At 64.2% G+C, this 23,654-nt stretch carries 25 protein-coding genes; 16 read left to right on the top strand and 9 right to left on the bottom strand.

Annotated features, from left to right (window positions below; translation table 11 throughout):
- The first annotated feature begins 8 nt into the window (after positions 1-8).
- Genes dnaK through murQ form a run of 4 tightly spaced genes read left to right on the top strand, consistent with a single transcriptional unit; the run spans position 9 to position 4,411 of the window.
- On the top strand, positions 9-2,084 hold the full coding sequence (gene dnaK / locus H8F27_RS14295; protein WP_231596310.1) for a molecular chaperone DnaK: 2,076 nt from the start codon (positions 9-11) through the stop codon (positions 2,082-2,084).
- Positions 2,081-3,058 carry a DnaJ domain-containing protein gene (locus H8F27_RS14290; protein WP_231596309.1) on the top strand — a complete coding sequence of 326 codons (978 nt, stop codon included), beginning with the start codon at positions 2,081-2,083 and terminating at the stop codon, positions 3,056-3,058. Before dnaK ends, H8F27_RS14290 begins: the two co-directional genes overlap by 4 nt.
- A gap of 34 nt (positions 3,059-3,092) precedes the next feature.
- The gene (locus H8F27_RS14285) at positions 3,093-3,473 is read left to right on the top strand and encodes a DUF3110 domain-containing protein (RefSeq protein WP_197153605.1); all 381 of its coding nucleotides are present in this window, start codon (positions 3,093-3,095) and stop codon (positions 3,471-3,473) included.
- Entirely contained in the window at positions 3,470-4,411 is a 942-nt protein-coding gene (gene murQ / locus H8F27_RS14280; protein ID WP_197148917.1) for an N-acetylmuramic acid 6-phosphate etherase, read from the top strand. The genes H8F27_RS14285 and murQ overlap by 4 nt, the downstream gene beginning before the upstream one ends.
- Here murQ and mtnP read toward each other — a convergent pair.
- A complete protein-coding gene (gene mtnP / locus H8F27_RS14275) occupies positions 4,390-5,328 on the bottom strand; it encodes an S-methyl-5'-thioadenosine phosphorylase (protein ID WP_370594426.1) in 939 nt (312 codons plus the stop codon). The genes murQ and mtnP overlap by 22 nt on opposite strands.
- A 94-nt stretch (positions 5,329-5,422) precedes the next feature.
- Here mtnP and H8F27_RS14270 point away from each other — a divergent pair, with 94 nt between their 5' ends.
- Positions 5,423-5,863, top strand: coding sequence for a peptidylprolyl isomerase (locus H8F27_RS14270; protein ID WP_197148916.1), 441 nt, complete (start codon positions 5,423-5,425; stop codon positions 5,861-5,863).
- A 34-nt stretch (positions 5,864-5,897) separates the two neighbouring features.
- On the opposite strand, the gene ribBA is transcribed toward H8F27_RS14270, so the two are convergent.
- Positions 5,898-7,529, bottom strand: a complete 1,632-nt coding sequence (gene ribBA, locus H8F27_RS14265; protein ID WP_197153603.1) for a bifunctional 3,4-dihydroxy-2-butanone-4-phosphate synthase/GTP cyclohydrolase II — start codon at positions 7,527-7,529, stop codon at positions 5,898-5,900.
- Positions 7,530-7,666: 137 nt separating this feature from the next.
- Between ribBA and argC the strand changes: the two genes are divergently transcribed.
- The gene (gene argC, locus H8F27_RS14260; RefSeq protein ID WP_197148915.1) at positions 7,667-8,731 is read left to right on the top strand and encodes an N-acetyl-gamma-glutamyl-phosphate reductase; all 1,065 of its coding nucleotides are present in this window, start codon (positions 7,667-7,669) and stop codon (positions 8,729-8,731) included.
- Here the strand turns inward: argC and purN are convergent.
- The gene (gene purN / locus H8F27_RS14255; protein ID WP_231596308.1) at positions 8,722-9,291 is read right to left on the bottom strand and encodes a phosphoribosylglycinamide formyltransferase; all 570 of its coding nucleotides are present in this window, start codon (positions 9,289-9,291) and stop codon (positions 8,722-8,724) included. The two genes, argC and purN, sit on opposite strands and share 10 nt — an antisense overlap.
- Before the next feature lie 84 nt (positions 9,292-9,375).
- On the opposite strand from purN, the gene H8F27_RS14250 reads away from it, so the two are divergent.
- The 3 genes from H8F27_RS14250 to H8F27_RS14240 are packed head-to-tail and all read left to right on the top strand — an operon-like array spanning position 9,376 to position 12,354.
- Complete coding sequence (locus H8F27_RS14250) at positions 9,376-9,720, top strand: DUF1257 domain-containing protein (protein WP_197148912.1); 345 nt, start codon at positions 9,376-9,378, stop codon at positions 9,718-9,720.
- Between the two features lie 25 nt (positions 9,721-9,745).
- Positions 9,746-11,479, top strand: coding sequence for a M61 family metallopeptidase (locus tag H8F27_RS14245; RefSeq protein WP_197148910.1), 1,734 nt, complete (start codon positions 9,746-9,748; stop codon positions 11,477-11,479).
- A 47-nt stretch (positions 11,480-11,526) separates the two neighbouring features.
- On the top strand, positions 11,527-12,354 hold the full coding sequence (locus H8F27_RS14240; RefSeq protein WP_370594520.1) for an N-acetylmuramoyl-L-alanine amidase: 828 nt from the start codon (positions 11,527-11,529) through the stop codon (positions 12,352-12,354).
- Positions 12,355-12,393: 39 nt separating this feature from the next.
- Here H8F27_RS14240 and H8F27_RS14235 read toward each other — a convergent pair whose 3' ends face one another.
- Positions 12,394-13,197, bottom strand: a complete 804-nt coding sequence (locus H8F27_RS14235; RefSeq protein WP_370594425.1) for a helicase DnaB — start codon at positions 13,195-13,197, stop codon at positions 12,394-12,396.
- A gap of 148 nt (positions 13,198-13,345) precedes the next feature.
- On the opposite strand from H8F27_RS14235, the gene H8F27_RS14230 reads away from it, so the two are divergent.
- Complete coding sequence (locus H8F27_RS14230; protein ID WP_197153600.1) at positions 13,346-14,941, top strand: glucose-6-phosphate isomerase; 1,596 nt, start codon at positions 13,346-13,348, stop codon at positions 14,939-14,941.
- Positions 14,942-14,955: 14 nt separating this feature from the next.
- Positions 14,956-16,836: a DNA helicase RecQ gene (gene recQ / locus H8F27_RS14225; protein ID WP_231596306.1), complete on the top strand. Its 1,881-nt coding sequence runs from the start codon at positions 14,956-14,958 to the stop codon at positions 16,834-16,836.
- Positions 16,837-16,854: 18 nt separating this feature from the next.
- On the opposite strand, the gene H8F27_RS14220 is transcribed toward recQ, so the two are convergent.
- The gene (locus H8F27_RS14220) at positions 16,855-17,364 is read right to left on the bottom strand and encodes a hypothetical protein (RefSeq protein ID WP_197148908.1); all 510 of its coding nucleotides are present in this window, start codon (positions 17,362-17,364) and stop codon (positions 16,855-16,857) included.
- Positions 17,365-17,523: 159 nt separating this feature from the next.
- On the opposite strand from H8F27_RS14220, the gene H8F27_RS14215 reads away from it, so the two are divergent.
- Entirely contained in the window at positions 17,524-17,715 is a 192-nt protein-coding gene (locus H8F27_RS14215) for a hypothetical protein (protein WP_197148906.1), read from the top strand.
- A 4-nt stretch (positions 17,716-17,719) separates the two neighbouring features.
- On the opposite strand, the gene H8F27_RS18350 is transcribed toward H8F27_RS14215, so the two are convergent.
- From H8F27_RS18350 to H8F27_RS14200, 3 genes are all read right to left on the bottom strand, one after another.
- A complete protein-coding gene (locus tag H8F27_RS18350; protein WP_370594519.1) occupies positions 17,720-17,953 on the bottom strand; it encodes a DUF1830 domain-containing protein in 234 nt (77 codons plus the stop codon).
- Between the two features lie 122 nt (positions 17,954-18,075).
- Positions 18,076-18,651 (bottom strand): rhomboid family intramembrane serine protease, encoded by a 576-nt coding sequence (locus H8F27_RS14205; protein WP_197148902.1) that lies wholly within the window; start codon positions 18,649-18,651, stop codon positions 18,076-18,078.
- A gap of 24 nt (positions 18,652-18,675) precedes the next feature.
- Positions 18,676-19,233 (bottom strand): PCC domain-containing protein, encoded by a 558-nt coding sequence (locus H8F27_RS14200; protein ID WP_197153598.1) that lies wholly within the window; start codon positions 19,231-19,233, stop codon positions 18,676-18,678.
- Positions 19,234-19,298: 65 nt separating this feature from the next.
- On the opposite strand from H8F27_RS14200, the gene H8F27_RS14195 reads away from it, so the two are divergent.
- On the top strand, positions 19,299-20,132 hold the full coding sequence (locus tag H8F27_RS14195; protein ID WP_197148896.1) for a PfkB family carbohydrate kinase: 834 nt from the start codon (positions 19,299-19,301) through the stop codon (positions 20,130-20,132).
- Here the strand turns inward: H8F27_RS14195 and H8F27_RS14190 are convergent.
- Positions 20,129-21,166 (bottom strand): sensor domain-containing diguanylate cyclase, encoded by a 1,038-nt coding sequence (locus tag H8F27_RS14190; RefSeq protein ID WP_197148894.1) that lies wholly within the window; start codon positions 21,164-21,166, stop codon positions 20,129-20,131. The two genes, H8F27_RS14195 and H8F27_RS14190, sit on opposite strands and share 4 nt — an antisense overlap.
- A 66-nt stretch (positions 21,167-21,232) precedes the next feature.
- On the opposite strand from H8F27_RS14190, the gene H8F27_RS14185 reads away from it, so the two are divergent.
- The 3 genes from H8F27_RS14185 to H8F27_RS14175 all read left to right on the top strand — a co-directional run bounded on the left by H8F27_RS14185 (position 21,233) and on the right by H8F27_RS14175 (position 23,647).
- Positions 21,233-21,559: a 4a-hydroxytetrahydrobiopterin dehydratase gene (locus H8F27_RS14185; RefSeq protein WP_197148892.1), complete on the top strand. Its 327-nt coding sequence runs from the start codon at positions 21,233-21,235 to the stop codon at positions 21,557-21,559.
- Positions 21,560-21,659: 100 nt separating this feature from the next.
- Positions 21,660-22,319, top strand: a complete 660-nt coding sequence (locus H8F27_RS14180) for a hypothetical protein (protein ID WP_197148891.1) — start codon at positions 21,660-21,662, stop codon at positions 22,317-22,319.
- A gap of 188 nt (positions 22,320-22,507) precedes the next feature.
- Positions 22,508-23,647 (top strand): DUF4912 domain-containing protein, encoded by a 1,140-nt coding sequence (locus H8F27_RS14175; protein ID WP_197148890.1) that lies wholly within the window; start codon positions 22,508-22,510, stop codon positions 23,645-23,647.
- Positions 23,648-23,654 lie beyond the last annotated feature (7 nt).

The raw sequence follows: 23,654 nt of genomic DNA, 5'->3' as shown, positions 1-23,654 counted from the left end.
GCCCGTTCATGTCACGCATAGTTGGTATCGATTTGGGCACCACCAATTCGGTGGTGGCAGTTCTCGAGGGTGGCCGTCCCCAGGTGATAGCCAGCGCTGAAGGCGGCCGCACGACACCTTCAGTGGTGGGGTTCAGCCGCGATCAGGAGCTTTTGGTGGGGCAGTTGGCCCGGCGCCAGCTGGTGCTCAACCCCCGCAATACCTTCGCCAACCTCAAGCGGTTCGTGGGCCGCCAGTGGGATGAATTGGAGGAGGGCAGCCTGACGGTGCCCTACACGGTGCGGGCCAACGACCAGGGCAGCGTGCGGATTGTCTGCCCGGCTACCCAGCGTGAATACGCCCCGGAAGAACTGGTGGCCAGCATCCTGCGCAAGCTTGTGGATGATGCCGCCACCTACCTGGGCGAGCCGGTCGAGGCTGCGGTAATAACCGTGCCGGCCTACTTCGACGACGCCCAGCGTCAGGCCACCCGCGATGCGGGGCGGCTGGCCGGGATCAGTGTGGAGCGAATCCTCAACGAACCCACAGCTGCGGCCCTGGCCTACGGCTTTGATCGCAGCACCGTCAAACGGGTGCTGGTATTCGACCTGGGGGGCGGCACCTTTGACGTTTCGGTGCTGCGGATTGCCCAGGGGGTCTTCGACGTCAAGGCCACCAGCGGCGACACCCAGCTGGGTGGTAATGACTGGGATCGCCGCATCGTCGACTGGCTGGCAGATGGCTTCCAAAGCGAGCACGGAGTCGATCTGCGCCGCGACCGCCAGGCCCTGCAGCGGCTCACCGAAGCGGCGGAAAAGGCCAAGATCGAACTTAGCGGGATGCCCAGTACCCCGATTTCTCTTCCTTTCATCGCCACCGGCCCGGATGGCCCCCTGCACGTTGAAACCACCCTCGAGCGCAGGGTGTTTGAGGGGCTTTGTCCCGATCTGCTCGACCGCCTGCTCCGCCCCGTGCAGGGGGCCCTGAGGGATTCAGGCCTGGCAGCGGATGACATCGACGATGTGGTTTTGGTGGGTGGCTCCAGTCGCATGCCGATGGTGCAGGAAATGGTGCGTACCCTCATCCCGCTGGAGCCATGCCAGTCGGTTAATCCCGATGAGGTGGTGGCGATTGGGGCTGCCGTGCAGGCGGGCATCCTCACCGGTGAGCTGCGCGACCTGATGCTTAACGACGTCACGCCCCTGTCGCTTGGTCTCGAGACCATCGGTGGGGTGATGAAGGTCTTGATCCCGCGCAATACACCGATCCCAGTCCGCAAAAGCGACCTGTTCAGCACCTCCGAGTCAAACCAGAGCTCTGTGGAGATCCATGTGCTGCAGGGCGAGCGACAGATGGCCGAGGGCAATAAAAGTCTCGGGCGCTTCCGCCTCTCCGGTATTCCGCCTGCTCCCCGCGGGGTCCCCCAGGTGCAGGTGTCCTTCGACATCGACGCCAATGGCCTTCTGCAGGTTTCGGCCACTGACCGAACCACGGGCCGTCAACAGAGCGTGAGCATCCAGGGGGGATCCAATCTCAGCGAGGAGGAGATCAAAACCCTGATCGAGGAGGCAGAGCTGAAGGCCGGGGAAGATCGGCGCAAGCGTTCAGAGATTGACCGTCGCAACCGGGCCCAGACCCTGGTGGCCCAGGCGGAGCGCCGGCTCCGCGATGCCTCCCTGGAGCTGGGCCCCTATGGCGCCGAGCGCCAGCAGCGCTCTGTGGAGATGGCCCTGCGCGACGTGCAGGACCTGCTCGCCGCCGATGACCTGGTGGAGCTGGAACTGGCGGTCAGCCAGCTCCAAGAGGCGCTGTTTGGCCTCAATCGCCGCCTGTTAAGTGAGCGCAAGGCCGAGCAGGGGCCCCTCCAGGGCCTCAAGAACACCCTGGGCTCGCTCAAGGATGAGCTGTTTGCCGATGATGACTGGGATGACTGGAACCGGCCAGGCAGTGACCCCTGGGCCATGGCGCCGCCCCGCTACAACCGGGAAAACAGCTATGGGGAACCCAATTACAGGGAACCCAGCTACCGGGAGCCTGAACCGATCGGCCGCGACCGTCCTCTGCGGCCAGATGAGGACCCCTGGGGGGATGGCTCCTACCGGTGACCCATAGTCCTGGCGCCCAGCCCGACTACTGGTCAGTGCTGGGTCTGGAGCCCGGTGCCGATGCCCCCAGCCTCAAGGCGGCCTTCCGGGCCCAGGCACGCCGCTGGCATCCGGATCTGAATGGCAACGACCCCCTCGCAGAGGAGCGCTTCAAAAGGGTCAACGAGGCCTATGCGGTGCTCTCCGATCCCCGGCGCCGCCAGGCGTGGGAGGCCGGTGGCCATTCGGCAGGGCCGGGTGGCTCAGGCTCAGGTGATCCCTTTGCCACGGGATTTCCAGACTTTGACGACTACCTCGACGCCCTGTTGGGCGAGCGCCGCAGGCCGACCCAGGAGGAAGAGCCGCCTGTGGAGCGGGAATACGACGCCGAGACCGAGACCCACGCCGAGACAGAGGGACAGACCGAGGTCGAGGCCGAATCTGCCGGCTCGGTGACCTCCGCTCCCGCCCCTCCCCCCCCGGTGCAGGCCAGCAGTGATCAGGAAAGTCTGGTGGAACTCAGCCCAGAGCAGGCCCTGCAGGGCGAGCGGGTGGAGTTGGTGCTCCCCGATGGCACGGTGGTGGAGGTCTGGACTCCCCCCTTTGCCGGCGACGGTTGGCGGCTGCGGCTTGTCGGGGTGACACCGGGCGGTGGTGACCACTTCCTCCAGCTGCGGGTGCGCACGGATGAAGGCCTGCGCATCGATGGCCTGCGGGTTCTCTACCCCCTGGAACTGAGCCCGGCCGAGGCGGCCCTGGGCTGTCAGGTGGTGGTGCCGACCCTGCGGGGGCCGGTCAAGTTGAGGGTGCCACCGTGCTCCTCCAGCGGCCGACTGCTGCGGCTGCGGGCCCGTGGCCAGGAGTGGGGCGAGCAACGGGGCGACCAGCTGGTGGAGGTACGCATCGTTGTGCCGGATGTGCTGGCTGACGATGAGGCGGCCCTCTACAGACGGCTTCAACAATTGGCCGATGACCCCGATGGCGGCAGCCGGTGACACACTGAAGGGCGGTGCCCCCCTGCCGCGATCCATGCCGGTGCATGTGCTGTTATTTGATGCCGGAAGCGACCAGGAAGGCATCCATTCCCTGGAAGTCAGTGGCCGCACTGTCGTGCTGCTGTTTGAAGACAGGGACGATGCCGAGCGCTATGCGGGACTGCTAGAGGCCCAGGATTTCCCCATGCCAACGGTCGAGCCCCTCGACCGGGAGGAGATGGAGCTGTTCTGCAGCCAGGCAGGCTATGAAGCTCGACTGGTGCCAGCCGGCTTCCTGCCCCAGAGCCCGGAAGATCGACTGCTGATCGCGCCACCGGAGCGCAACATGGATGTGACCCAGTGGCAGGAGGAGCAGCCGGAGGCTGGCGATGGCAGCCTGGAGGCGATTCGGCGTCAGCTGGAGGGGCTGCTGTGAGCCTGCCTGTGCCCGCAACCGACCGGGGCCACCTGCTCACCGAACAGGCCAATCCCCTCAGTGAAAAGCTCGACCAGCTCTCCACCGCCGAGCTGGTAGCCCTCTTCTGTGCCAACGACCTGGAGCCCCAGAGAGCCGTGGCAGAGGCGGCCCCAGCCCTCACCCGGGCGGTGGATGCCATCGCCAGCCGGCTGGCCCAGGGTGGTCGCCTCTTCTATCTCGGCGCAGGCACCTCAGGCCGACTTGGGGTGCTTGATGCGGCGGAGTGTCCGCCCACCTTCTGCACCCCACCAGAGCTCGTTCAGGGAGTTCTTGCAGGTGGGGCAGCTGCCCTGCTGCGCAGTTCGGAGGGGCTGGAAGACCTGGCCGAAGCCGGTCGCCAGGATCTGGAGCAGCGGGGCTTCGGCGCCGGCGACTGCCTGGTGGGGATTGCGGCAGGTGGCACCACCCCCTACGTGTTGGGCGGGCTGGCCCACGCCCAGGCGATCGGGGCCCTGGCGATAGCCATGGCCTGCGTGCCGGCAGCGCAGGTGCCAATGCCCTGTGAGATCGATATCCGCCTGCTCACGGGGCCGGAGTTGCTGGCCGGGTCTACCCGGCTCAAGGCAGGCACCGCCACCAAGATGGCCCTCAACCTGATCTCCACCGGCGTGATGGTGCGGCTTGGCAAGGTGTACGGCAACCGGATGGTGGATGTAGCCGTCAGCAATATCAAGCTGGAGGATCGGGCCCTGCGCATCCTGCGCGACCTGGCCGGGATCAGCCGGGAGGATGGGGTGGCCCTGTTGCAGGAAAGCCAAGGTTCGGTGAAATTAGCCCTGCTGATGGCCGCATCGGGGTTGGACCTGGATGGGGCCACCACCCAGCTGGAACGGCATGGACCCAGTTTGAGGGAGGCTCTAGCGGCTTGCGCTGCTCAGTTGAAGGATCCCCAGTAGGGCGCGGTGAACAGATCAAACTTGCGGCGGCTGGCAGCGGGCACCTGGTCAGGCGGGGTGATCAGGGCATTGCGCAGGGCGTGATGGGCGCTGCTGGTAGGCCGCTGGGCCGCCACCCGCTCTGCCGCCACCCGCACGATCCGCTGGGCCAATGCGGCATTGGTGCCGAGATTCTCGATCACCATCTCCATCGTCACCGAGGCATGGTCCTGGTGCCAGCAGTCGTAGTCGGTGACCATCGCCAATGTGGCATAGGCGATTTCGGCCTCCCGGGCCAGGCGAGCCTCGGTGTGGTTGGTCATGCCGATCACCGCGCATCCCCAGGAGCGGTAGAGCTCCGATTCGGCCCGGGTGGAGAAGGCGGGCCCCTCAATGCAGAGGTAGGTGCCACCTCGATGCAGTTGGTGGCCCTTTGGCATCAGGCTCTCGCCCACGTCGGCCAGTAGGCGGGCCAGGGCCGGGCAGAAGGGATCCCCGAATCCCACGTGAGCCACCAGCCCATCCCCGAAGAGGGTCGTGGGCCGCTGCTGGGTGCGGTCAATGAATTGGTCCGGCACCAGCATGTCCAGGGGGCGGATTTGCCCCTGGAGTGACCCCACCGCCGAGAGGGAGATAATCCAGCGCACCCCGAGGGAACGCAGGGCCCAGAGGTTGGCCCGATAGGGCACCTCAGTGGGGCTGAGGCTGTGGTGGCGACCATGGCGGGCCAGGAAAACCACCTCCAGCTCGCCGATACGCCCCAGCAGCAGGTCAGCCGAGGGATCGCCGTAGGGGGTCTCGATCCGCAGCTCCTGGACGTCCTCGAGGCCGTCCATGCCGTACAGCCCGCTGCCCCCCAGGATTCCCATGCGGGCCCGGCTGAGATCAATGCCGGCGCGGGGGACTGGGCTGGAGCTGGTCATCGGCAAGACGGTCATCGGCAAAGCGGTCATCGGCTTCCATTCTCAACATGGGGGGTGGGGGCAACCGCTTCCGCCGACCCCATAAAGTCGCTGTTTACCCCCATTTGTCATGACCAAAGCCCTGATGGAAACGGATGCCGGGAGCATCGAACTCGAACTTTTCGAGGTTGATGCGCCAAAAACCGTGGCCAACTTCACCAAGCTCGCCAAGGAGGGCTTCTACGACGGCCTCGCCTTCCATCGGGTAATTCCCGGTTTCATGGCCCAGGGGGGCTGTCCCAACAGCCGTGAAGGCGCCCGTGGCACCGCCGGCACCGGCGGCCCCGGCTACCAGATCGACTGTGAGATCAATGGCCAGAAGCACCAGGCGGGCACCCTGGCCATGGCCCATGCAGGCAAAAACACCGGCGGCTCCCAGTTTTATATCTGCCACGGAGCCCAGCCCCACCTCGATGGCGTCCACACCGTGTTTGGCCTCACAGGCAACATGGATGTGGTGCTGGCTCTCAAAACTGGCAGTCGCATTAACAAGCTGACGATCCAGGACTGAGGCCCGCAGCCGCACCGGTTCATATCAGGCAGGCTCAGGTCCAGACCAGGAAGGCTCCAGGCTGAACCCTCAGCCCGGAGCCCAACTCGACCAGAGAGCGCCGTTCCGGTTCAAGATCGGCACTGGGGTGGTTGCTGCGCTGGCTATCGGGGGCCAGCAACAAACTGAGCTGACGGGTTAGGGGCCAACCGCCCATCAACTGCAGGGCTGCTGCAACTGCAGCAACTCCCGTATTCGCCTGGTCGAGACCGCTGATCACAACGGTGAGGTGGGGCTGGTCAAGCAGGGCCAGCAGCCGGGGATGCTCCTCCAGCTTCACCTGCAGGCCCAGCTGGGTCGCCCAGTGTTCAAGTTGGACGATTTGCTCAACTAGAGACTCAGCCGTTGGGAGGAGCGCTGCCGCTGCTACTCCATGCCAGGCCAAAACGGCCGTGGGCCCAGCGATGGGGCAGGAGGGACCCTCCCCCAGCAGATGTCCCAGCTTGATCCGCTTGGTTTGCAGATAGGCGGCGTTGTAATTGCCGGGGTCGATAACCAGCGGCACCCGATCTTCCACACGCAGGCCATAGCCACCAAGGCCGGCGATCTTGCGCGGATTGTTGGTGATCAGGCGCAGGCGCTGCACACCCAGATCACTGAGGATCTGGGCCCCAACTCCGTAGTTGCGCAGGTCAGCGGCGAACCCCAACCGCTCATTGGCCTCCACGGTGTCCAGGCCGCCATCCTGAAGCGAATAGGCCTTCAGCTTGTTGATCAGACCAATGCCGCGCCCTTCTTGGCGGAGGTAGACCACCACGCCCTCACCTGCCGCCTCAACCATGCGCAGGGCGGCTTCGAGTTGGGGGCGGCAGTCACAGCGCAGGGAGCCGAAGGCATCGCCGGTAAGGCACTCCGAATGGACCCTCACCAACACCGGGCCCTGGGCCTGGGCTGGATGGCCTTTGACGATCGCCACATGTTCGCTGCCATCTAGCTCGTTGCGATAGCCGATGGCCCGGAAGCTGCCGAAGTCGCTGGGCAGGTCCGCCTCCGCCTGGCGGCGCACAAAGCGTTCGGTATCGAGCCGATAGCTGATCAGGTCGGCAATACTTATAAGCCGCAATCCGTGCAGCTGGGCATAGGCCGCCAGCTGGGGCAGCCGGGCCATGGAGCCATCGCTGTTCTGGATCTCACAGATCACCCCGGCCGGGTACAGGCCCGCCAGGCGCGCCAGATCAATGGCGGCTTCGGTGTGACCGGCGCGCTTGAGCACGCCTCCCTGCTTGGCACGCAGGGGAAAAATATGGCCCGGGCGGCGCAGGTCCCTGGCTCGGGTGTGGGGGTGGATCGCCACCTGGATGGTGCGGGCGCGATCGTCGGCGGAAATTCCCGTGCTGACGCCGTTCTCCGGACCCGCATCCACGCTCACCGTGAAGGCCGTCTGGTTGCTGTCGGTGTTGCGATCCACCATCAAGGGCAGATCCAGGGCGTCGAGCCGCTCGCCCTCCATGGCCAGGCAGATCAGGCCCCGGGCCTCGGTGGCCATGAAGTTGATCTGCTCGGGGGTGGCGAACTGGGCTGCGCAGATCAGATCCCCTTCGTTTTCGCGATTTTCATCGTCTACCACCACAACCGAATCCCCGTTGCGGATCGCCGCCAGGGCATCGGCAATTGAATCGAAGCGGATCCCATCGCCCAGGGAACCGGTGGATTGGGGCGAAACGGGCTGGTCGCGCAGGAGGGTCAAGGGCGTGCCGGTGGGCCCGGAGCCCTGGCGCAATCATCCTTTATAAATCCTGGAACGATCCGCCCACCTATCCCCCCATGGCCAGCAAGCGCGTAGCGGTGATCGGTGCCAGTGGCTACGGCGGTCTGCAGACCCTGCGGCTCTTGCACCAACACCCGGGGCTCGAGGTCAGTTTTTTAGGTGGCGAACGCAGCAGGGGTAAACGCTGGAGTGAACTTGTGCCGTTTCTGCCCCTGGCAGGGGACCCGGTGGTTCAAACCCCGGATCCAGCTGCCATCGCAGAACAGGCTGATTTCGCCCTGCTCAGCCTGCCGAATGGGCTGGCAGCCCAGTTGGTGCCTCCCCTGCTGGAGCGGGGGTTGCGGGTGGTGGATCTCTCTGCCGACTATCGCTACAGCTCCCTGGCCCAGTGGCAGGAGGTGTATGCAGCTGAGGCCGGCCAGCTGCCCCGGGCAGATGCCCACCTCTGCGCTGAGGCCGTCTATGGCCTGCCGGAATGGCAGGCGGAGCAGATTCGTAGCGCCCGCTTGGTTGCCGCTCCGGGCTGCTTCCCCACCGCCTCCCTGCTGGGTCTATTGCCCTTTCTCAAGCAGGGTCTGATCGACACCAGGGGCATCGTGATCGACGCCAAAACCGGTACCTCCGGTGGTGGTCGGGCCGCCAAGGAGCACTTGCTGCTGGCCGAATGCTCCGAAGCGGTTTCCCCCTATGGCGTGGTGGGCCATCGCCACACAAGCGAAATCGAGCAGCTGGCTACCCGGGTGGCGGGCCATGGGATCCAGCTCCAGTTCACCCCCCACCTGATGCCGATGGTGCGGGGACTGCTGGCCACAATCTATTGCCGCCTACGCGACCCGGGGCTGACCGCCGAGGACTGCGCCACCCTACTGGCCTCGGCCTATCGCCAGGCCCCCTGCGTTGAGGTGTTGCCTGTTGGCACCTATCCCTCCACCAAGTGGGTGCGCCAGACCAACCGGGCCCTGCTCTCGGTCCAACTCGATCCCCGCACCGACCAGCTGATCGTGATGGTCGCCATCGATAACCTGATCAAGGGCCAGGCGGGCCAGGGGGTGCAGTGTCTCAACCTGATGGCAGGCCTGGAAGCCACCACCGGGCTCCCGCTGCTGCCCTTTTACCCCTGAGCGGCGAGTGCTACCGCCACCGGCAGGATCCGATGCTCCTGCACCTGGATGCGTCGACTGAGGCTGGCGTGGTCATCGCCACTGAGCACGGGCACGGCCGCCTGCACGAGGATGCGGCCCGCATCCACCTCCTCGCTGACCAGGTGGGCCGTGCACCCCGCCAGGGTGACTCCCGCCGCCAGGGCCTGGCCCACCGCATCGAGGCCGCGAAAGCTCGGCAACAGGGAGGGGTGAATGTTAATCAGCCGGTTGGGGAAGGCGCCAATAAGGATCGGGGTGACGACCCGCATCCAGCCAGCCATCACCACCAAATCCACCGAGGCGATCCTGAAGGCCTGCACCAGAGCCTGATCGAGTTGTTCACGGTTTGGCTGGAGCCGGTGGTCGTGGAGTTCCCACGGAATGCCCAGCCGTTCGGCCCGCTTCTGGGCACCGCAATCGCGATTATTCACAACCAGCAGCGCCACCTCACCGCAAAGGCTGCCGTGACGGAAACAATCAACCAATGCCTCGAAATTGCTCCCGGCGCCGGAGGCCATCACCCCCAGCCGCAGGGGCATCGAGGCAAGAACCCCATCCGGTGGCAACGGCCACTGGACTGCCTGTCCATGATCGCTAGGTTCTAAGGAAGCGGTCATTGAGCCTTGTCCCACCTCTCCATCCTGCCAACCGTGCTGCGCGATGCCGAGGGACTTGCTTCCAGCCTGGAGGCCCTGAAGCTCTCGCCCCAGTGGGGTGGAACGGTTCCGGGATTTGCAGATGAGGCCCAACAGGTGCTGTTGCAGGTTTGCCTGGTTGGCGGGGAGAGACTGGGCTGGATGCGCCAGGGCGATGGTTCCCTCGCCCTGGTGGCCGACCTGCAGCGGCTCAGCCGCGCCCAGGAGTTGCAGCAGCTGCTGGGCCGCATCACCCGCCGCTACGCAGCTGAAATGGCCCTGCGGCAAGCCTCCACCCTCTGCGCCGGGACTCAAGTGAGCGTGAGCACCTGAGCCCCGCCCCGCCTGGAGCCCTGCCGTGCCAGAGCTGAATCTCGATCTCACCGCCTGCCACCAGCACCTGGTGCGGGTCCGGATCAGCCATCGGCCACGACAGGGCAGGCTCGTTTTTTCCCTGCCCAGCTGGACGCCAGGCTCTTACCTGATCCGCGACTACGTTCGCCAGCTGGAGGGGCTTGAGGTGAGGCAGGTTGGGCAGGGAGGGTCCGTCCTGCCGCTCAGGAGGCTCACGCCCAGTAGCTGGCAGCTGGAATTGTCCAGCCTCCAGCCCATCGAGATCAGCTACACGCTCCTGGCGGCAGAGTTGACGGTGCGTACCTGCCACCTCAACGGCGAGCACGGCTTCCTGGCGCTGGCGGCCGTGGCCCTGGAGATTGAGGGGGAGCGCTGGTCCTGCCATCGGCTCCAGCTCAACCTGCCGCCGAGTTGGCAGGCCTTCGTGCCCCTGGCCGAGGATCCGGGTGGCGGCTGGCTAGCCCAGAACTTCGACCAGCTGGTGGATACGCCGATCGAGGTGGGGCCACACCGCTGCCACTCCTTCAGTGTTGCCGGTGTGCCCCACCGCTGGGTGAGCTGGGGCCCGGTGCTGGAGGGCTGCGAACTGGTTGAGAGCGATCCCCACTGGCTCAAACACCTTGAATCGGTCTGCCTGGCCTGCTGCCGCCTGATGGGCGTGGACCGCCCTGCCGCCGCCCACTACCTGTTTGTGCTCCATCTCAGCGACGCTGGCTATGGCGGCCTGGAACATGACCTGAGCACGGTGCTGCAGTTCGGTCGCCGCGCCCTAGCCCGGCCGGAGGGGCGCCGCAAGTTGTTGCAGTTGGCCGCCCACGAATACCTGCACCAGTGGAACGTGCGTCGGCTGAGGCCCGCCGAACTCACTCCCTACCGCTACGACCAGGCCGTGGTGGTTCCCAGTCTCTGGTTTGCTGAAGGCATCACCAGCTATGTCGACCGGCTGCTGCCGCTCACTGCCGGTTGCTGTACCGAAGCCGAGGTCATCGAGGATCTGGGCGCAGACCTGAGCCGCTATCTGCTGAGCCCGGGCCGCCGCATCCAGAGCCTGCGTGCCAGCAGTGAGGAGGCCTGGGTGAAGCTCTATCGACCCGATGCCTTTTCCGCCAACAGTCAGATCAGTTATTACCTAAAGGGGGCAGTACTGGCTCTGGTTCTAGATCTGCACCTGCGCCGCGCCGGCAGCTGCCTGCCCGTGATTCTGCGGGAGCTCTGGAGCAGCCACGGTGCTGTGGGGCGGGGCTACCGCGAGGCCGACCTGATCGCAGCATTTACCCGCCATGCTCCCGATCTGGCCGAACTGCTGCCCACCTGGTTGGCCGGCGATGGGGACCCACCCCTGGCCAACTACCTGGCCGATGTGGGCCTGGGCCTGAAGGTCACGCTGGGCGCGAGCCAGGAGCTCGGCTGCCGGCTGGATTCAGGCACGGGTGCGCCCTGCGCCGGGGGGGTGCAGCGGGATGGGCCGGCCGCCCGGGCTGGCCTGACTGTTGGGGATGAATGGTTGGCACTCGATGGGATCAGGCTGCGAACCCCAGAGGATGCCCTTGCGATGGTGACGGCTGGGGAATCTCCGCGGGCCCGTCAACTGCTGTTCAGTCGCGATGGACTTGTACGCACGGCCACCATCACCCCAGATCCACCCGCCCCGGTGGCTTGGAGCCTCTTGCTAGACCCTGATGGGACTGAGACCATGGCGCAGCAACGTCTTCGTTGGTTGACCCTGGAAGCGCCGTGAGATCCGTGCCCAGGCCCCTGTTGGTTTGCGTTTCAGCAGCTGGCTTGGTGTTACTAGGCGGCCTGGGCTGGCTGGCCCGTGACATGACTCCCCAGACCGGGGAGCGCAGCGGCAATCCCAGCCTGCTTGAACTGCTGGAGGAGATGCGCCAACCCCCCGCCTCCCCTGAGCCAGGACGCAGGAGGGCCCCAGGGCCCCCGCCCCATCCCAGCTGGCAGTCCCCCCTGCGCTCCAGCTGCGCGATCACGGATCCAAGCCAAGGTAAGAAGCTGCACCAGCTGGTGGGTCAGGTGGAGACCTCGCCGGTACAGGTGCGAATTCACCCGACCAATTACGGCGAACGGTTCAGCCTTGATGCCTACGGCAACCCGGTTGACCCCACCCCCCAGTTGGTCGTCCTGCACGAGACGGTCTACGGGATCGGATCGGCCATTAACACCTTCACTACCCCCCATCCCCGCGATGAGGACCAGGTCAGCTACCACAGCCTGATTGGTGAGAATGGTGCGATCGTGCAGGTGCTCGATCCAGCCAAGCGGGCCTTTGGTGCGGGCAATTCTGCTTTTAATGGTCGCTGGGTCAAGACCAATGCCAAGGTGGGCGGCTCGGTCAACAATTTCGCCCTGCACATCAGCCTGGAAACGCCCCTCGACGGGGAGGACAGCGACCCATCCCACAGTGGCTATTCCGCCGTCCAGTACGACGCCCTCGCCGCCCAGCTGGCCAGTTGGATGCGGCGCTATGGGATCCCCGCCGCAAACATCACCACCCACCGAGCCGTGGATCTCGGTGGCGAGCGGGCGGACCCCCGTAGTTTCAACTGGCAGGCCCTGCAGCAGCGGCTTCAGAACCTCGGCCTGCTCTGTAGGCGTTGAAGCTTGGCGCGTTGAATCTGGGATCTGTGAAGTATTGGCTCAGATCAGTGGGGCAGGGGGTTGCTTGCGGCTGGCGTACATCAGGGCGTGCAACTCGGGGTCCTGCATCGTGCGCAGGATGCGTCTTGGATAGTCGAGTTTGCCGTTGTGCAGGTAGGCCAGGGTGGCGAGGGCCTTGGCATCCCGCTGGCTGCTGCTGGCCTCAAGGGTGCGCTCGGGCAGGTTGAGTTCGCGGCTGAGTCGCGCGAATTTTCCAACTAGCAAAATAACGTTCCGCTGCGGATCCAGCAGCTCAGTGCGGGCCTGGCTGATTTCTGCCTCGGATGCATTCTCTTTGAGCAGCCCCTGATGGACCAGCTCGCCAAGCCCTAGCTGGGCCGGGCCGTGGGTGCTGAAAAGGCCGGAATGGGCCGCCAGCGGAATGTCCTCGCCGGGCTTGGCATGGCGCATTTCGTCGAACAGCACGGCAGCAACCAACATCGGATTGACCCGCTGGCGGCGGCACTCGGCGATGATCAGCGGCCGCAGATCGGCAATCCGCCCGAGGGTGTGGGTGCGCAAGGGCTCCAGTTGGTCAATGCCGCTGGTGAAGAGCTGGGCCAGGCGGGGCTGGGGGCCATGCACGCCAAAGCGACGCTTCAACTCGAGCAGCTCGGCCGCTGAAAACCGCAGTGGATCGTAGGCTTCGCCCTCCCCTACAGGGGTGCTAATGCTGCCGCTAAGGCCTGGGTCGAGCAGCAGCAGCTGGCGTTTGGGGGTGACCGCAAAGGGGATGGCAGCCAGGCCAACCAGAAGGGCGACCAGGCCGAAGCGACGCTGATGGAGGGCTCTGGCGAATCGCACCCGTAACCAAATGAAGTAATTCGAGCATACGCAATTTTCCCTGACCCCTAAGTTGCAACAGAACGGCCCCCACTTCGGCCCATGGCTTGGTGTTGGGGGAGATTCAGCCCTAAGTTTTGGCATCGTGAGCGGCTTGAGCCGCAACGCCATGCTCGCCAATTTCAATGGCTCCAGCGCAGAAACCCAGTGGCAGCGGTTCTGCGAGCTGCTCTGGTACGAAGCCGACCTCGGTATCTGGCTGGACGTCAGTCGCATGGCTATCGGCCAGGCGGACCTCGACAGCCTTTCCCCCCGCTTCAACCAGGCCTTTGCAGCGATGGAGGCCCTGGAGGCCGGTGCCATAGCCAATGCTGATGAACAGCGGCAGGTGGGCCACTACTGGCTGCGCAAGCCTGAGCTGGCTCCGGAAGCGGCAATCAGCCATCACATTGAGGCTGAGCTGGAGCGGATTGAAGCCTTCGGCCAGGCCATTCTGGAGGGCAGCCTCCTGGCCCCCAACGGCCAGCCATTTACCGACGTGCTCTGGATCGGTATCGGGGGCTCGGGGCTGGGGCCCCTGCTGATGGTGAGGGCCCTGCAGGACGCAGGCGTGGGACTGCCCTTTCACTTCTTTGACAACGTCGACCCGGCGGGGATGAGCCGCACCCTGGCTTCCCTCGACAGTCACCTGAGTACCACCTTGGTAGTGGTGGTGAGCAAGTCGGGTGGCACTCCCGAGCCCCACATCAGCATGGAGCAGGCCCAGGCAAGGCTTGAGGCCCGCGGGGGTCAATGGGCGGGTCAAGCCGTGGCCGTGACCATGGTGGATAGCAAACTTGACAAACTGGCCGTCTCCGGTGAGTGGTTGCGCCGCTTCGACATGTTCGATTGGGTGGGAGGGCGCACGAGCATCACCAGTGCGGTTGGCCTGCTGCCCGGTGCCCTGATTGGGGCAGACATCCGCGGCTTCCTGGCAGGAGCAGCCCAGATGGATTGCGTCACCCGGGTCCCGGACCTGCGCCGCAATCCGGCAGCCCTGATGGCCGCCTCCTGGTATGTGGCAGGCCATGGCGAAGGCAAACGGGACATGGTGGTCCTGCCCTACCGGGACCGGCTCGAAGTGTTCAGTCGCTACCTCCAGCAACTGGTGATGGAGAGCCTGGGCAAGAAACTGGACCGCAATGGGAACGTTGTACACCAGGGCATCGCTGTCTACGGCAACAAGGGTTCCACCGACCAGCACGCCTATGTGCAACAGCTGCGCGATGGCATTGACAACTTCTTTGTGACCTTCATTGAAGCCCTCGAGGAACCCAGCGACATAGCCCCGATTGGCGATGAAATTCCAGGCGACTTCCTCGACGGTTTCCTCCAGGGCACCCGCTCCGCCCTGATGGAAGGAGGGCGCCAGAGCATGTCGATCACCCTGCGCCGCTTCGATGCAAGGGCGTTGGGCGCCCTGATCGCCCTGTTCGAGCGAGCGGTAGGCCTCTATGCCGAGCTGGTCAATGTCAATGCCTACGACCAGCCTGGGGTGGAAGCAGGCAAAAAGGCAGCCGCGGAGATTCTTGGCCTTCAGGAGCGCTTAGAAGCCCTGCTGGGTGATGGCAAAACCCGCAGCCTGCAGGAGCTACAGCACGCCCTCGGCACCAGTAGCCCAGAACCCCTGTTCTGGATCCTGCGCCATCTCTGCGCCAATCCAAGGGGTTACCGGGCAAGCGGCGATTGGTCCCAACCTGCGGCGATGAGCTTCGGCAGGGCCTGAGTAGGGCCGCCCCGATGTCGATGCCGAACCCGGAGGCCCTGCCGTCTCCGCAACAGGTATTGCGTCAGGTCTTTGGATACGACGCTTTCCGCGGTCCCCAGCAGGCGATCGTCGAACACGTGGTGGCCGGTGGGTCTGCCCTGGTGTTGATGCCAACTGGCGGTGGCAAGTCTCTTTGCTACCAGATCCCGGCCCTGTGTCGTGCTGGCCTTGCGGTGGTGGTCTCACCCCTGATCGCCCTGATGCAGGACCAGGTGGAGGCCCTGCTCCAGGCGGGTGTGCGTGCCGCGGCGATCCACTCGGGCTGTTCCGCCGCCGAAACCCGGGCCAGCTGGAGTGCCATCGAAGCTGGCCAACTCGACCTCCTCTACCTATCCCCTGAGCGCCTGCTTTCAGGCAGCACCCTGGGGCGCCTGGCCCAGCTTTCCCTGGCCCTATTTGCCATTGATGAGGCCCATTGTGTCTCCCAGTGGGGCCATGATTTTCGACCGGAATACCTGCAACTGGCCGTGTTGGCAGACCAGTTTCCGGCGGTGCCCAGGCTGGCCCTCACCGCCACAGCCGATCCGCGCACCAGGGAGGAGATCCGCAAACGACTCCAGCTGGAGCAGGGAGCCGTATTTCTGGCCAGCTTCGATCGGCCCAACATTCGCTACCTCCTGCGCGAGAAGGACAACCCCCGGCGCCAGCTGCTGGCCCTCCTGGCCGACCATCGGGGCGAGGCGGGCATTGTCTACGCCAGGTCGCGCAACCGGGTTGACCGCTTCGCCCTCGAGCTCCGCTCAGCTGGTTATGACGCGGTTGCATACCACGCAGGCCTGGATGCCGAGGTGAGGCACTCAGCCCTCGATCGCTTTCGCCGCGAGAGTGGCGTGGTGGTGGTGGCCACCATCGCCTTCGGCATGGGTATAGATAAGCCAGACGTACGCTTCGTCGCCCATCTGGACCTGCCCAAAAGTCTGGAGGCCTATTACCAGGAGACGGGGCGGGCTGGCCGGGATGGTCTGCCTGCGCTCGCCTGGATGGTTCATGGCAGCGGGGATGTGCCCCAGTTGAGACGGTTCATTGACGAATCCGATGCCGATCTGGCCCAGAAGCGGGTTGAACACGGCAAGCTGGATGCCCTAATTGGCTTCACGGAGGCTGGTACCTGCAGGCGCCAGCTGCTCCTGCAGCACCTGGGTGAGGTATTGGCAGACCCCTGCGGCAACTGCGACACCTGTCTTGAACCGTCTACGGCAGTGGATGTCACCGAAGCCGCCCGCAAGGCGCTCTCCGCCGTCTATCGCTGCGACAGTCGCTTCGGGGCGGCCCATCTCACCGATGTACTGCTCGGAGCTGATACGGCACGGATCAGGGAGCTGGGCCATGCCGCTCTGAGCGTGTATGGCGTTGGCAAAGAGCTGGATCGCGGCCAGTGGCGCAGTCTGTTTCGACAGCTGGTGGCGGTGAAATTGCTCCGCGCTGACCCGGAGCGCTACGGCGCCCTGGCCTTCGCAGAGGGAGAGCGGGTTAAACGCCTGTTGCGGGGGGACGAGAGGCTGGAGTTGCGCCTGCCGCCACAAACCAGCCGGGAGTGCAGCCAAGAGCGCAGCCGGGGTCGCCAATCCGACGGCGCAAGGGGCACCGCACCGGCCATACTCGAGCCTGGCGATAGCGAGCTGCTGAACCAGCTCAAGGCCTGGCGCAAACAGCAGGCCAGCAACCAGGGGGTCCCCCCCTATGTGGTCTTCCATGACCGCACCCTGGTAGAGGTGGCCCAACGGCGGCCAGGCTGCCTGGAGGAACTTGGCCAGATAGGCGGTGTGGGCCAGGTCAAACTCGAGCGCTACGGCCTGTCCCTACTCGAAGCCCTGGGCAAATGGCAGAACCCCCATCCCCCGGCGGCTACCTGATCGGCCTGTGTTTGGCACTCAGAGCCATTGGATACCGGGCTTCTCCAGCATCTCGGAGCTGGGCCAGGCCCCCAGGCCAGAGAGGGCGTCACCTATCAAACTCCATACATTGCGGCCGCTTGCCAATTCCTGTTCGGCGGCCCATTCCGCCTCCTGGATCTGGCTCTCACTGAGGCCCAGCCCCTCCACAAGCCCTCGATAGAGGGCCTTTTCCTGTGGGTTAATCAAGTCAGTGTCTTCGGCACGCTTGCTCACCCGGGCAACCATGTTTGCCAATTTCACCGCCAGCAGCCTGTCCTCCACAGAATCAAGTCGCTCCATCAGGTCTTCAAGCTTCAATCCGTTCTGGCTCCAGGAGGCCAGTTGGCTGGAAACAGAACTGCCGCCAGTTTCCTCCCCAGCCATGAAATAGCGGGCTTCAAGTTTTTCGAGTAGCCGCCTTTCCTCCCCAGAGACCTCCCCGTCAGCCCAGGCCACGCAGCAGACGATCCTGAGCAGGTCGAGCTGACGATCATGGGCACTGGCCATGGGCTTTTGGAGAGGGATCCCATTCTGCCCAGACTGGCCAGCAAAGGCAGCGGCCGTAACAGGAAAGGGGTGCAGAAATGGTGCCAATCCCCCCCGGATGGGGGCATCCGGGGGGGTGGCTACTCGCTGATAATAAATAAATCGGATATCACCAGCTCCATGGCCAACTCATCCCACCGCCCAATCCAGCAAAAGCCCTGGCCAGGCAACCTGGTACCGACCCAGCTCAATTGCCTTGGCCGCACCTGCCTGAAGTGGCAAGCCAATGGTGAACTGACCGACCTGGATCTACAACTGGTACTCGAGCGGCTTGCCCAGGCCGATCAGGCCGGCACTGCCCTTACCGGATAGGCCCCTATAGGGCATTGGCAAGGGAGCCAGCCTCAAATCGATCTAGCAGTTCTGCGCCAGATAGGCCATTGCTCCAGAGCTCCACATGGGCCTCAACCGGGGCGTCAAAATACCATTCCTCAAAGGGGAAGAGCACCTTTTCAAGCAGAATTTTATCTGCATAAATGAGTTTTAAAATTATCAAATACCTACTTTTGTTTAGGTAATGACAAAGGCAAGAGTAATGACAGAAATCCATCCATGGGCGCAAATATGTCGATCTGACCTTGGGCCATGGCAGACAGAAAGTCTGTGCCGAAGCACACCATTTGCGCGCAAATAGGTAGATCTGCTGCACTTATGCGGCAGATCTGCTGATCGTCACACCCTGGGATCTGGCAAATTCTGGCGAGCCACGGCCCAGGCCGCCAGCATCCCGCCCATAAAGCCACTGATGTGGCCGATCCAACTTACTCCAGGTGGCGAAAAGATCGGCAGCAGGCTCGGTAAAATCCCCGCGTAGGTCAGTAGCACTGTAAGGGAAAGAACAAGTGAAAGGATGCGACGCTCCAGCCAGCCGATTAATAGCAAATAACCGAGCAATCCATAAACAACTCCAGAGAGCCCATGGCTGCCAACAGGCCAGATCAACCACACTGGTATTGCCGCTGCATAGACCCCCAGCCAGACGGCCAGATAATCGCCGCGTCCGCGTAGCAATACTAACCAGGAAAGGGGTAGGAAGGTAAGTGAATTGGCCAGCAGATGGCCAAAGCCGCCATGGCTGAATGGGGCTGTCAAGACCCCCAGGAATGAACCTCCAGGAGCCATCGGCAAATTCCACTGACCGCCATAAAACAGCTGGTCGATAAGCTCCTGAACCCAGGGGATCAGCAGGATGAAAACTGGAATAAGGATATTCAGCCCAGTCCAATCGATCCAGCGCCGCAATTTCATAGGTAAATGCTTTAGCGGCAATGTTTAGGGGCGAAGTGCTTCGAGCTCGCCACGGCCATGGAGCTCGGCAAGGGCGTCGTAGCCACCGATTGCCACCCCATCAATGAACAACTGGGGAACCGGGCCTGCCCCATCAGGTTCAATCTCTAGGTATGGGATGGCCAGGGTTCGAAGCATTCGTAGGGCCCGAATCGAATAGGGGCAGCCAGGAAGAACTGCAATCTTCACCCTGGGCCCGGTCGTCGGTCTTGCCGCCTCTTCGAGCAGTCCCACCAGAAGGTCAGCCCCCCTCAATACCAGGGTGCCGGGTTCCAAATGCCCGCCCCAAACCTGACAGTCGACATCAGAGAAGCTGAGGTGCAAATGGACACCGTTGGGGCTGATAGTGCCTTGCAGGGTGATTATCTCCAGCTCACCGGAGATGATCGTGGCCGCTGGCCTGTCGGGACAGGCAAAGGCTGCCCGGGAAAGGTTGCCCACCACGCTCAGCACAAAACCAGTGGCCTTGCTCTGACGGGCAAACTGTTCGAGTGTGAGCCGCACATCGCTGCCAGCTTCGAGATGGAGCGGTGCAGCGCGCATGGCTCGCAAGGGTTGCTCGGCCATGCAGACTAAACCAGTCAAACGCAGGCCCCGCCCCGGTTGCCATGGGCTTCGATTCCGCACTGGAGGGCCTCTCCTTAGCGGTGGTTGGTCACGTTGAGTGGGTCAGCTTTTTGTCGGTCGCAGAGCTGCCGGGTCCGGGCTCGATCTGCCAGGCCCAGGCATTTCGGGAGGAGCCGGCTGGCGGCGGAGCCGTGGCTGCCGTGCAGCTGGCGAGGCTTAGCCGCCGGCCGGTCAAGTTCTACACAGCGCTTGGTATGGATGGCATCGGCGAGCAGGCGGCGGCCAGGCTCCGGGCCCTCGGCCTCGACCTGGAAGTGGCCTGGCGCGACGCCCCCACCAGGCGGGGCGTGAGTTTTGTCGATCCAGCCGGCGACCGGGCGATCACGGTGATCGGCCAGCGCCTTCAGCCCGAGGCCAGCGACCCCCTGCCTTGGGCGGATTTGGCACTCCGTGATGGGGTCTTCGTCACCGCAACTGACGCCCCCGGCCTACACCTCTGCCGTCAAGCCAGGCTGCTCACCGTCACGCCCCGGTTGTCCATGGCGCTGGTCGCGGCCAGCGGGGTCAGCTGTGATGCTTTGATCGGCAGTGCCCTCGATCCAGCCGAGCGGGTTGAGCCAGGGGAACTGCATCAGCCACCCCGTCTCCGCATTGCCACCGAAGGGGCAGCCGGGGGATGGAGTGAGCCGGGGGGACGCTACCCAGCCCAGGCGCTGCCGGGACTTTTGGTTGATAGCTACGGCTGTGGCGACAGCTTTGCCGCGGGGGTGACAGCTGGACTGGCAGCAGGTTGGTCATCTGCTGAGGCCATCTGCCTGGGAAGCCGCTGCGGCGCAGCCTGCGCAACCGTGTTTGGCCCCTATGCGCCCACTTAGGACCGGTTACGTCGCTCCGGATAATCGCCGGCTGACAAGGGTGCATTGTCCAGCAATTTGGCGATCTGGTTCTGACCGTTTCCCTGGGCAAGTGTCAGGGCCTTTTCAGCACGGTGCAAGAGGTCTTGGGGGCCCTGATCAGCCAGCGCCAATTGGGTCAAGCCCCCACTGATCCCGAGGCGATGGCCGCTGGCCGTAAACACCCCGGACATTTCGTTAATGCCGCAGCGGATTGCATCAGCGCGCTCCAGGGCTGCATCCACATCGGTATTGGCCATCAGCAGCGCGAACTGCTGCTCACCGATCTGGCCCAGCAGATCCTGGGGGCATTGCTGGGAGCTAAGCAGAGCCGCCACATCCAGCAGGGCCTGGTCGGAAGCCTGCTGGCCCCAGCGTTGGCGAAGCTGGTTGAAGTGGTCAAGCTCGATTACCAGCAGGGCCAGGGGGGAGTCCCCCTGACGAGCCCGGGCAAGTTCAGGTTCTGCCTGTTCCAGGAAGCTGGCGCGGATAGGAAATCCGCTGATCGGCTGCACCGTTGCCAAGCGGCGTAGCTCGAACTCCCGCAGCACCAATTTGGCGAGATCGTCGAGCAGGGCCACCTGGTTGTTACTGAAGTGGCGCGGCTGCCTGTCAATGACGCAGAGGGTGCCGAGGTTGTGGCCCTGGTTGCTCTGCAGGGGTATTCCTGCATAAAAACGCACGAAGGGATCACCGGTCACCAGGGGGTTGGTGCAAAAACGGGAATCCTGTCTTGCATCGGGCACGACAAGCGGTTCATCTCCGGCGATTGCGTGGGCACAGAAGGCCATCTGCCTTGGGGTTTGGGTTGCATCCAGGCCGTGGCGGGCCAGAAACCATTGCCTCTCCCCATCCACCAGGGAGATCAGGGCAATCGGCGTTTCCAGCACGGTGGCCGTCAACCGCACCAGACGGTCGAAGTGTTCATCCCTAGGGAGGTTGAGGATTCCCTGCCGCTCGAGGTCGCGCTGGCGCTCAAGCTCGTCTTGGGGGATGGGGAAATCGGGGTAAGGCATCTCCACCGCCCGAGAGTCACCAACCTAGGCCGGCCATGATGGGATGGTTGCATCCAGGCTTGGCCGATGACCCTTTCCCAGGAAACCTGCATCCCCTGTCGAGATGGCGCCCCCACGCTGAGCCAAGCAGAGCTTGATGAACTGATGCTGGAACTGCCTGGCTGGCAGGTGGTGGACGGCCATCACCTGCTGAAATCCTGGCCCTTCCCAGATTTCCAGCAGGCCCTCGAGTGGGTCAACAGGGCAGGCGCGATCTGCGAAGCCGAGGGCCATCACGCGGAGTTCACCCTGGGCTGGGGCCACGCCGAGGCCCTGATCTACACCCATAAGGTTGATGGACTGACCCGCGCCGATGCCGTGCTGGCTGCCCGCTTCGACGCCGCATCCGTTTAGCTTCAGAGCTTTAAACCCAATGGGACAGCGGCTAGCAGTGGGACCAGATAGAAGTGAGGTCAGGAGCAACCACCCTGGAGCTCTGCCCAAGCCTTCCCCAATGACCTGCGTGTTCCGCCACACCCTGCTGGCTGCCTCAGCTGCCACAGCCCTTTTCCTGCACTTGCCCTGGGAAGCTGAGGCACGGCCGGGCGGTGCCGGAGGCTTTGGCGGTGCCGGGGGCTTCGGCAGAGCAGGCTCGGGGGCAGGGGCTCGCCCGGGGGCAGGCTTTGGAGCTGCCGGGGCTGGCATCACCCCCCGGGCCGGGGTCGGCGCGGGCGGAATCGGTGGCCCAGCCGGTGTCGGCGTGAGGCCGGCTGCCGGGGCATATGGCGCCGGGGTATGGCATGGGGGCTGGGCCACGGGCGGCTACTTGGCCACCAGGCCCTGGCCCTACGGCTGGTATGGCACCGCTCCGCTGGCCTGGGGCGTGGCGGGCATGGCCAGCGCAGCCGCCATCACAAACTCGGTAAACGCCGCCGCCGCCCAGCAGTCCACCGTGATCGTGGTGCCGCAGACAGGCTTCCAGCTCAACTACGCCTCGGTGAAGGCGATCGAGCCCGATTCTGTGAGCTTCACCTGGACCAACGGCACCCTCAGCCAGGCCGCCAGCGGCAACTGCCGCCAAGGAAGCCTCAACGGCGCCCCTGCCACCGCCGCCAACGCCAACCTGCTCAACGCCGCCTGCGTGGTTGCCTACGGCAACGGCCAAACCATCTGATCCCGCTGACATCGGGGGCAGCCAGGGCTAGGCGGCCAAGAACCCCCATCTGACAGGAAAGGTGGAGCACCATTGCCCCGGTACCGATGGCAGGGTCGCCGCTGAGACCGGTTGGGAACTGCTGACAGACCCTCGAAAGTTAAGGGAATAGGCGGGATCCTTGTCCGAGACCTTCCAGCGAGTCCGTCATGGTGACGTCAGGCTTTCCCCTATCCAATCAAGACTTTGGCAATCAAGACGATGCCAATAGGCCTGACATTGGTCAGCTGAGCCTGCGCCAGCTGCGCCAGCTGGCCAGCGACCTGGGCATCGGCCGCTACAGCCGCATGCTCAAGGACCAGTTGCTGAGCGCCATTCAGCGCAGATCAGACGCCGGGGCCGACTCACCGGACCAGCCAGAGCAACTCCGTTCAATTGAGGCCGAGATGGTGCCCGCTCCCCGTCCGGAGCTGCAGACGACAGTCGTATTCCTCCCCCGTGATCCCCAGTGGGCCTATGTGTTTTGGGAGCTCTCAGACGTTGACCGGAGGCAGGCCATGGCCGACGGCTCGACCCAGCTGGTGTTGCGAGTAGCCGATGTAACGGGTCTGGGCGGTGGAGCGGCCCACCAGCACACCTTGATGGAAGTGGTTGTCAACAGCCATGCCACCGAGTGGTACCTGCCGGTGCCCCTCAGCGACCGCGATTACCGGGTGGAACTTGGCTATCGCGTGGCCAGCTCCAGCTGGCGCTCCCTTGCCTTCTCTGGAGTGGCCCGCGTTCCAGCCCTCCACCCCAGCGAGCAGGTGCTGGACCAATTTGTGCCATTCAGCCTCGATGCGGTGGCTCCGGTTTCAGATGAGAAATTCTCCGTACCCGCTGCCACCGCCGGCATCCACGAGCGGATCTATCAGGTTGCCACCTCAACCAGCCGCACCCTAGGTAGGGGATCTGAGGCCTTCCACACCAGCGATTCCTTTTCTTTGAATGACCAGGGCCTGCATGCTTCAGGCGTTGGCAGATGGGCAAGTGGGCGCAGTGAATCTGGATCTGGCCTTGTGGCAGCCCGCCCCAGATCCTTCTGGCTAGTTGCCGATGCTGAGTTGGTCGTCTACGGCGCCACCGATCCAGCCGCCACCTTGAGAATCGGCGATGAAATAGTACCCCTGGCTGAAGACGGCACCTTCCGCATCCAGGTGCCGTTTCGGGATGGCCAACAGCTCTATCCGATTACGGCAGTTGCGGCAGATGGGGAACAGACCAGGCACATAACGCTGAACTTCAACCGCACCACGCCCGAAGCCAATGTAAACAAAGCGGAGGAGGCTGAGCTGGCCGAATGGTTCTGAGCCGTCT

This window comes from Synechococcus sp. CBW1108 (assembly GCF_015840335.1).
In the GTDB taxonomy this organism is placed as follows: Bacteria; Cyanobacteriota; Cyanobacteriia; order PCC-6307; family Cyanobiaceae; genus Cyanobium_A.
This window is presented reverse-complemented; position numbering and strand designations above follow the sequence as displayed.

Bases quoted from the DNA above. Each gene is read 5' to 3' on its own strand.
- dnaK (WP_231596310.1), top strand. From the start codon at position 9: ATGTCACGCATAGTTGGTATCGATTTGGGCACCACCAATTCGGTGGTG.
- H8F27_RS14285 (WP_197153605.1), top strand. From the start codon at position 3,093: ATGCCGGTGCATGTGCTGTTATTTGATGCCGGAAGCGACCAGGAAGGC.
- mtnP (WP_370594426.1), bottom strand. From the start codon at position 5,328: ATGACCGTCTTGCCGATGACCAGCTCCAGCCCAGTCCCCCGCGCCGGC.
- H8F27_RS14270 (WP_197148916.1), top strand. From the start codon at position 5,423: ATGACCAAAGCCCTGATGGAAACGGATGCCGGGAGCATCGAACTCGAA.
- argC (WP_197148915.1), top strand. From the start codon at position 7,667: ATGGCCAGCAAGCGCGTAGCGGTGATCGGTGCCAGTGGCTACGGCGGT.
- purN (WP_231596308.1), bottom strand. From the start codon at position 9,291: ATGCCCCTGCGGCTGGGGGTGATGGCCTCCGGCGCCGGGAGCAATTTC.
- H8F27_RS14230 (WP_197153600.1), top strand. From the start codon at position 13,346: ATGCTCGCCAATTTCAATGGCTCCAGCGCAGAAACCCAGTGGCAGCGG.
- recQ (WP_231596306.1), top strand. From the start codon at position 14,956: ATGTCGATGCCGAACCCGGAGGCCCTGCCGTCTCCGCAACAGGTATTG.
- H8F27_RS14220 (WP_197148908.1), bottom strand. From the start codon at position 17,364: ATGGCCAGTGCCCATGATCGTCAGCTCGACCTGCTCAGGATCGTCTGC.
- H8F27_RS14215 (WP_197148906.1), top strand. From the start codon at position 17,524: ATGGCCAACTCATCCCACCGCCCAATCCAGCAAAAGCCCTGGCCAGGC.
- H8F27_RS18350 (WP_370594519.1), bottom strand. From the start codon at position 17,953: ATGGATTTCTGTCATTACTCTTGCCTTTGTCATTACCTAAACAAAAGT.
- H8F27_RS14205 (WP_197148902.1), bottom strand. From the start codon at position 18,651: ATGAAATTGCGGCGCTGGATCGATTGGACTGGGCTGAATATCCTTATT.
- H8F27_RS14200 (WP_197153598.1), bottom strand. From the start codon at position 19,233: ATGCGCGCTGCACCGCTCCATCTCGAAGCTGGCAGCGATGTGCGGCTC.
- H8F27_RS14195 (WP_197148896.1), top strand. From the start codon at position 19,299: ATGGGCTTCGATTCCGCACTGGAGGGCCTCTCCTTAGCGGTGGTTGGT.
- H8F27_RS14190 (WP_197148894.1), bottom strand. From the start codon at position 21,166: ATGCCTTACCCCGATTTCCCCATCCCCCAAGACGAGCTTGAGCGCCAG.
- H8F27_RS14185 (WP_197148892.1), top strand. From the start codon at position 21,233: ATGACCCTTTCCCAGGAAACCTGCATCCCCTGTCGAGATGGCGCCCCC.
- H8F27_RS14180 (WP_197148891.1), top strand. From the start codon at position 21,660: ATGACCTGCGTGTTCCGCCACACCCTGCTGGCTGCCTCAGCTGCCACA.
- H8F27_RS14175 (WP_197148890.1), top strand. From the start codon at position 22,508: ATGGTGACGTCAGGCTTTCCCCTATCCAATCAAGACTTTGGCAATCAA.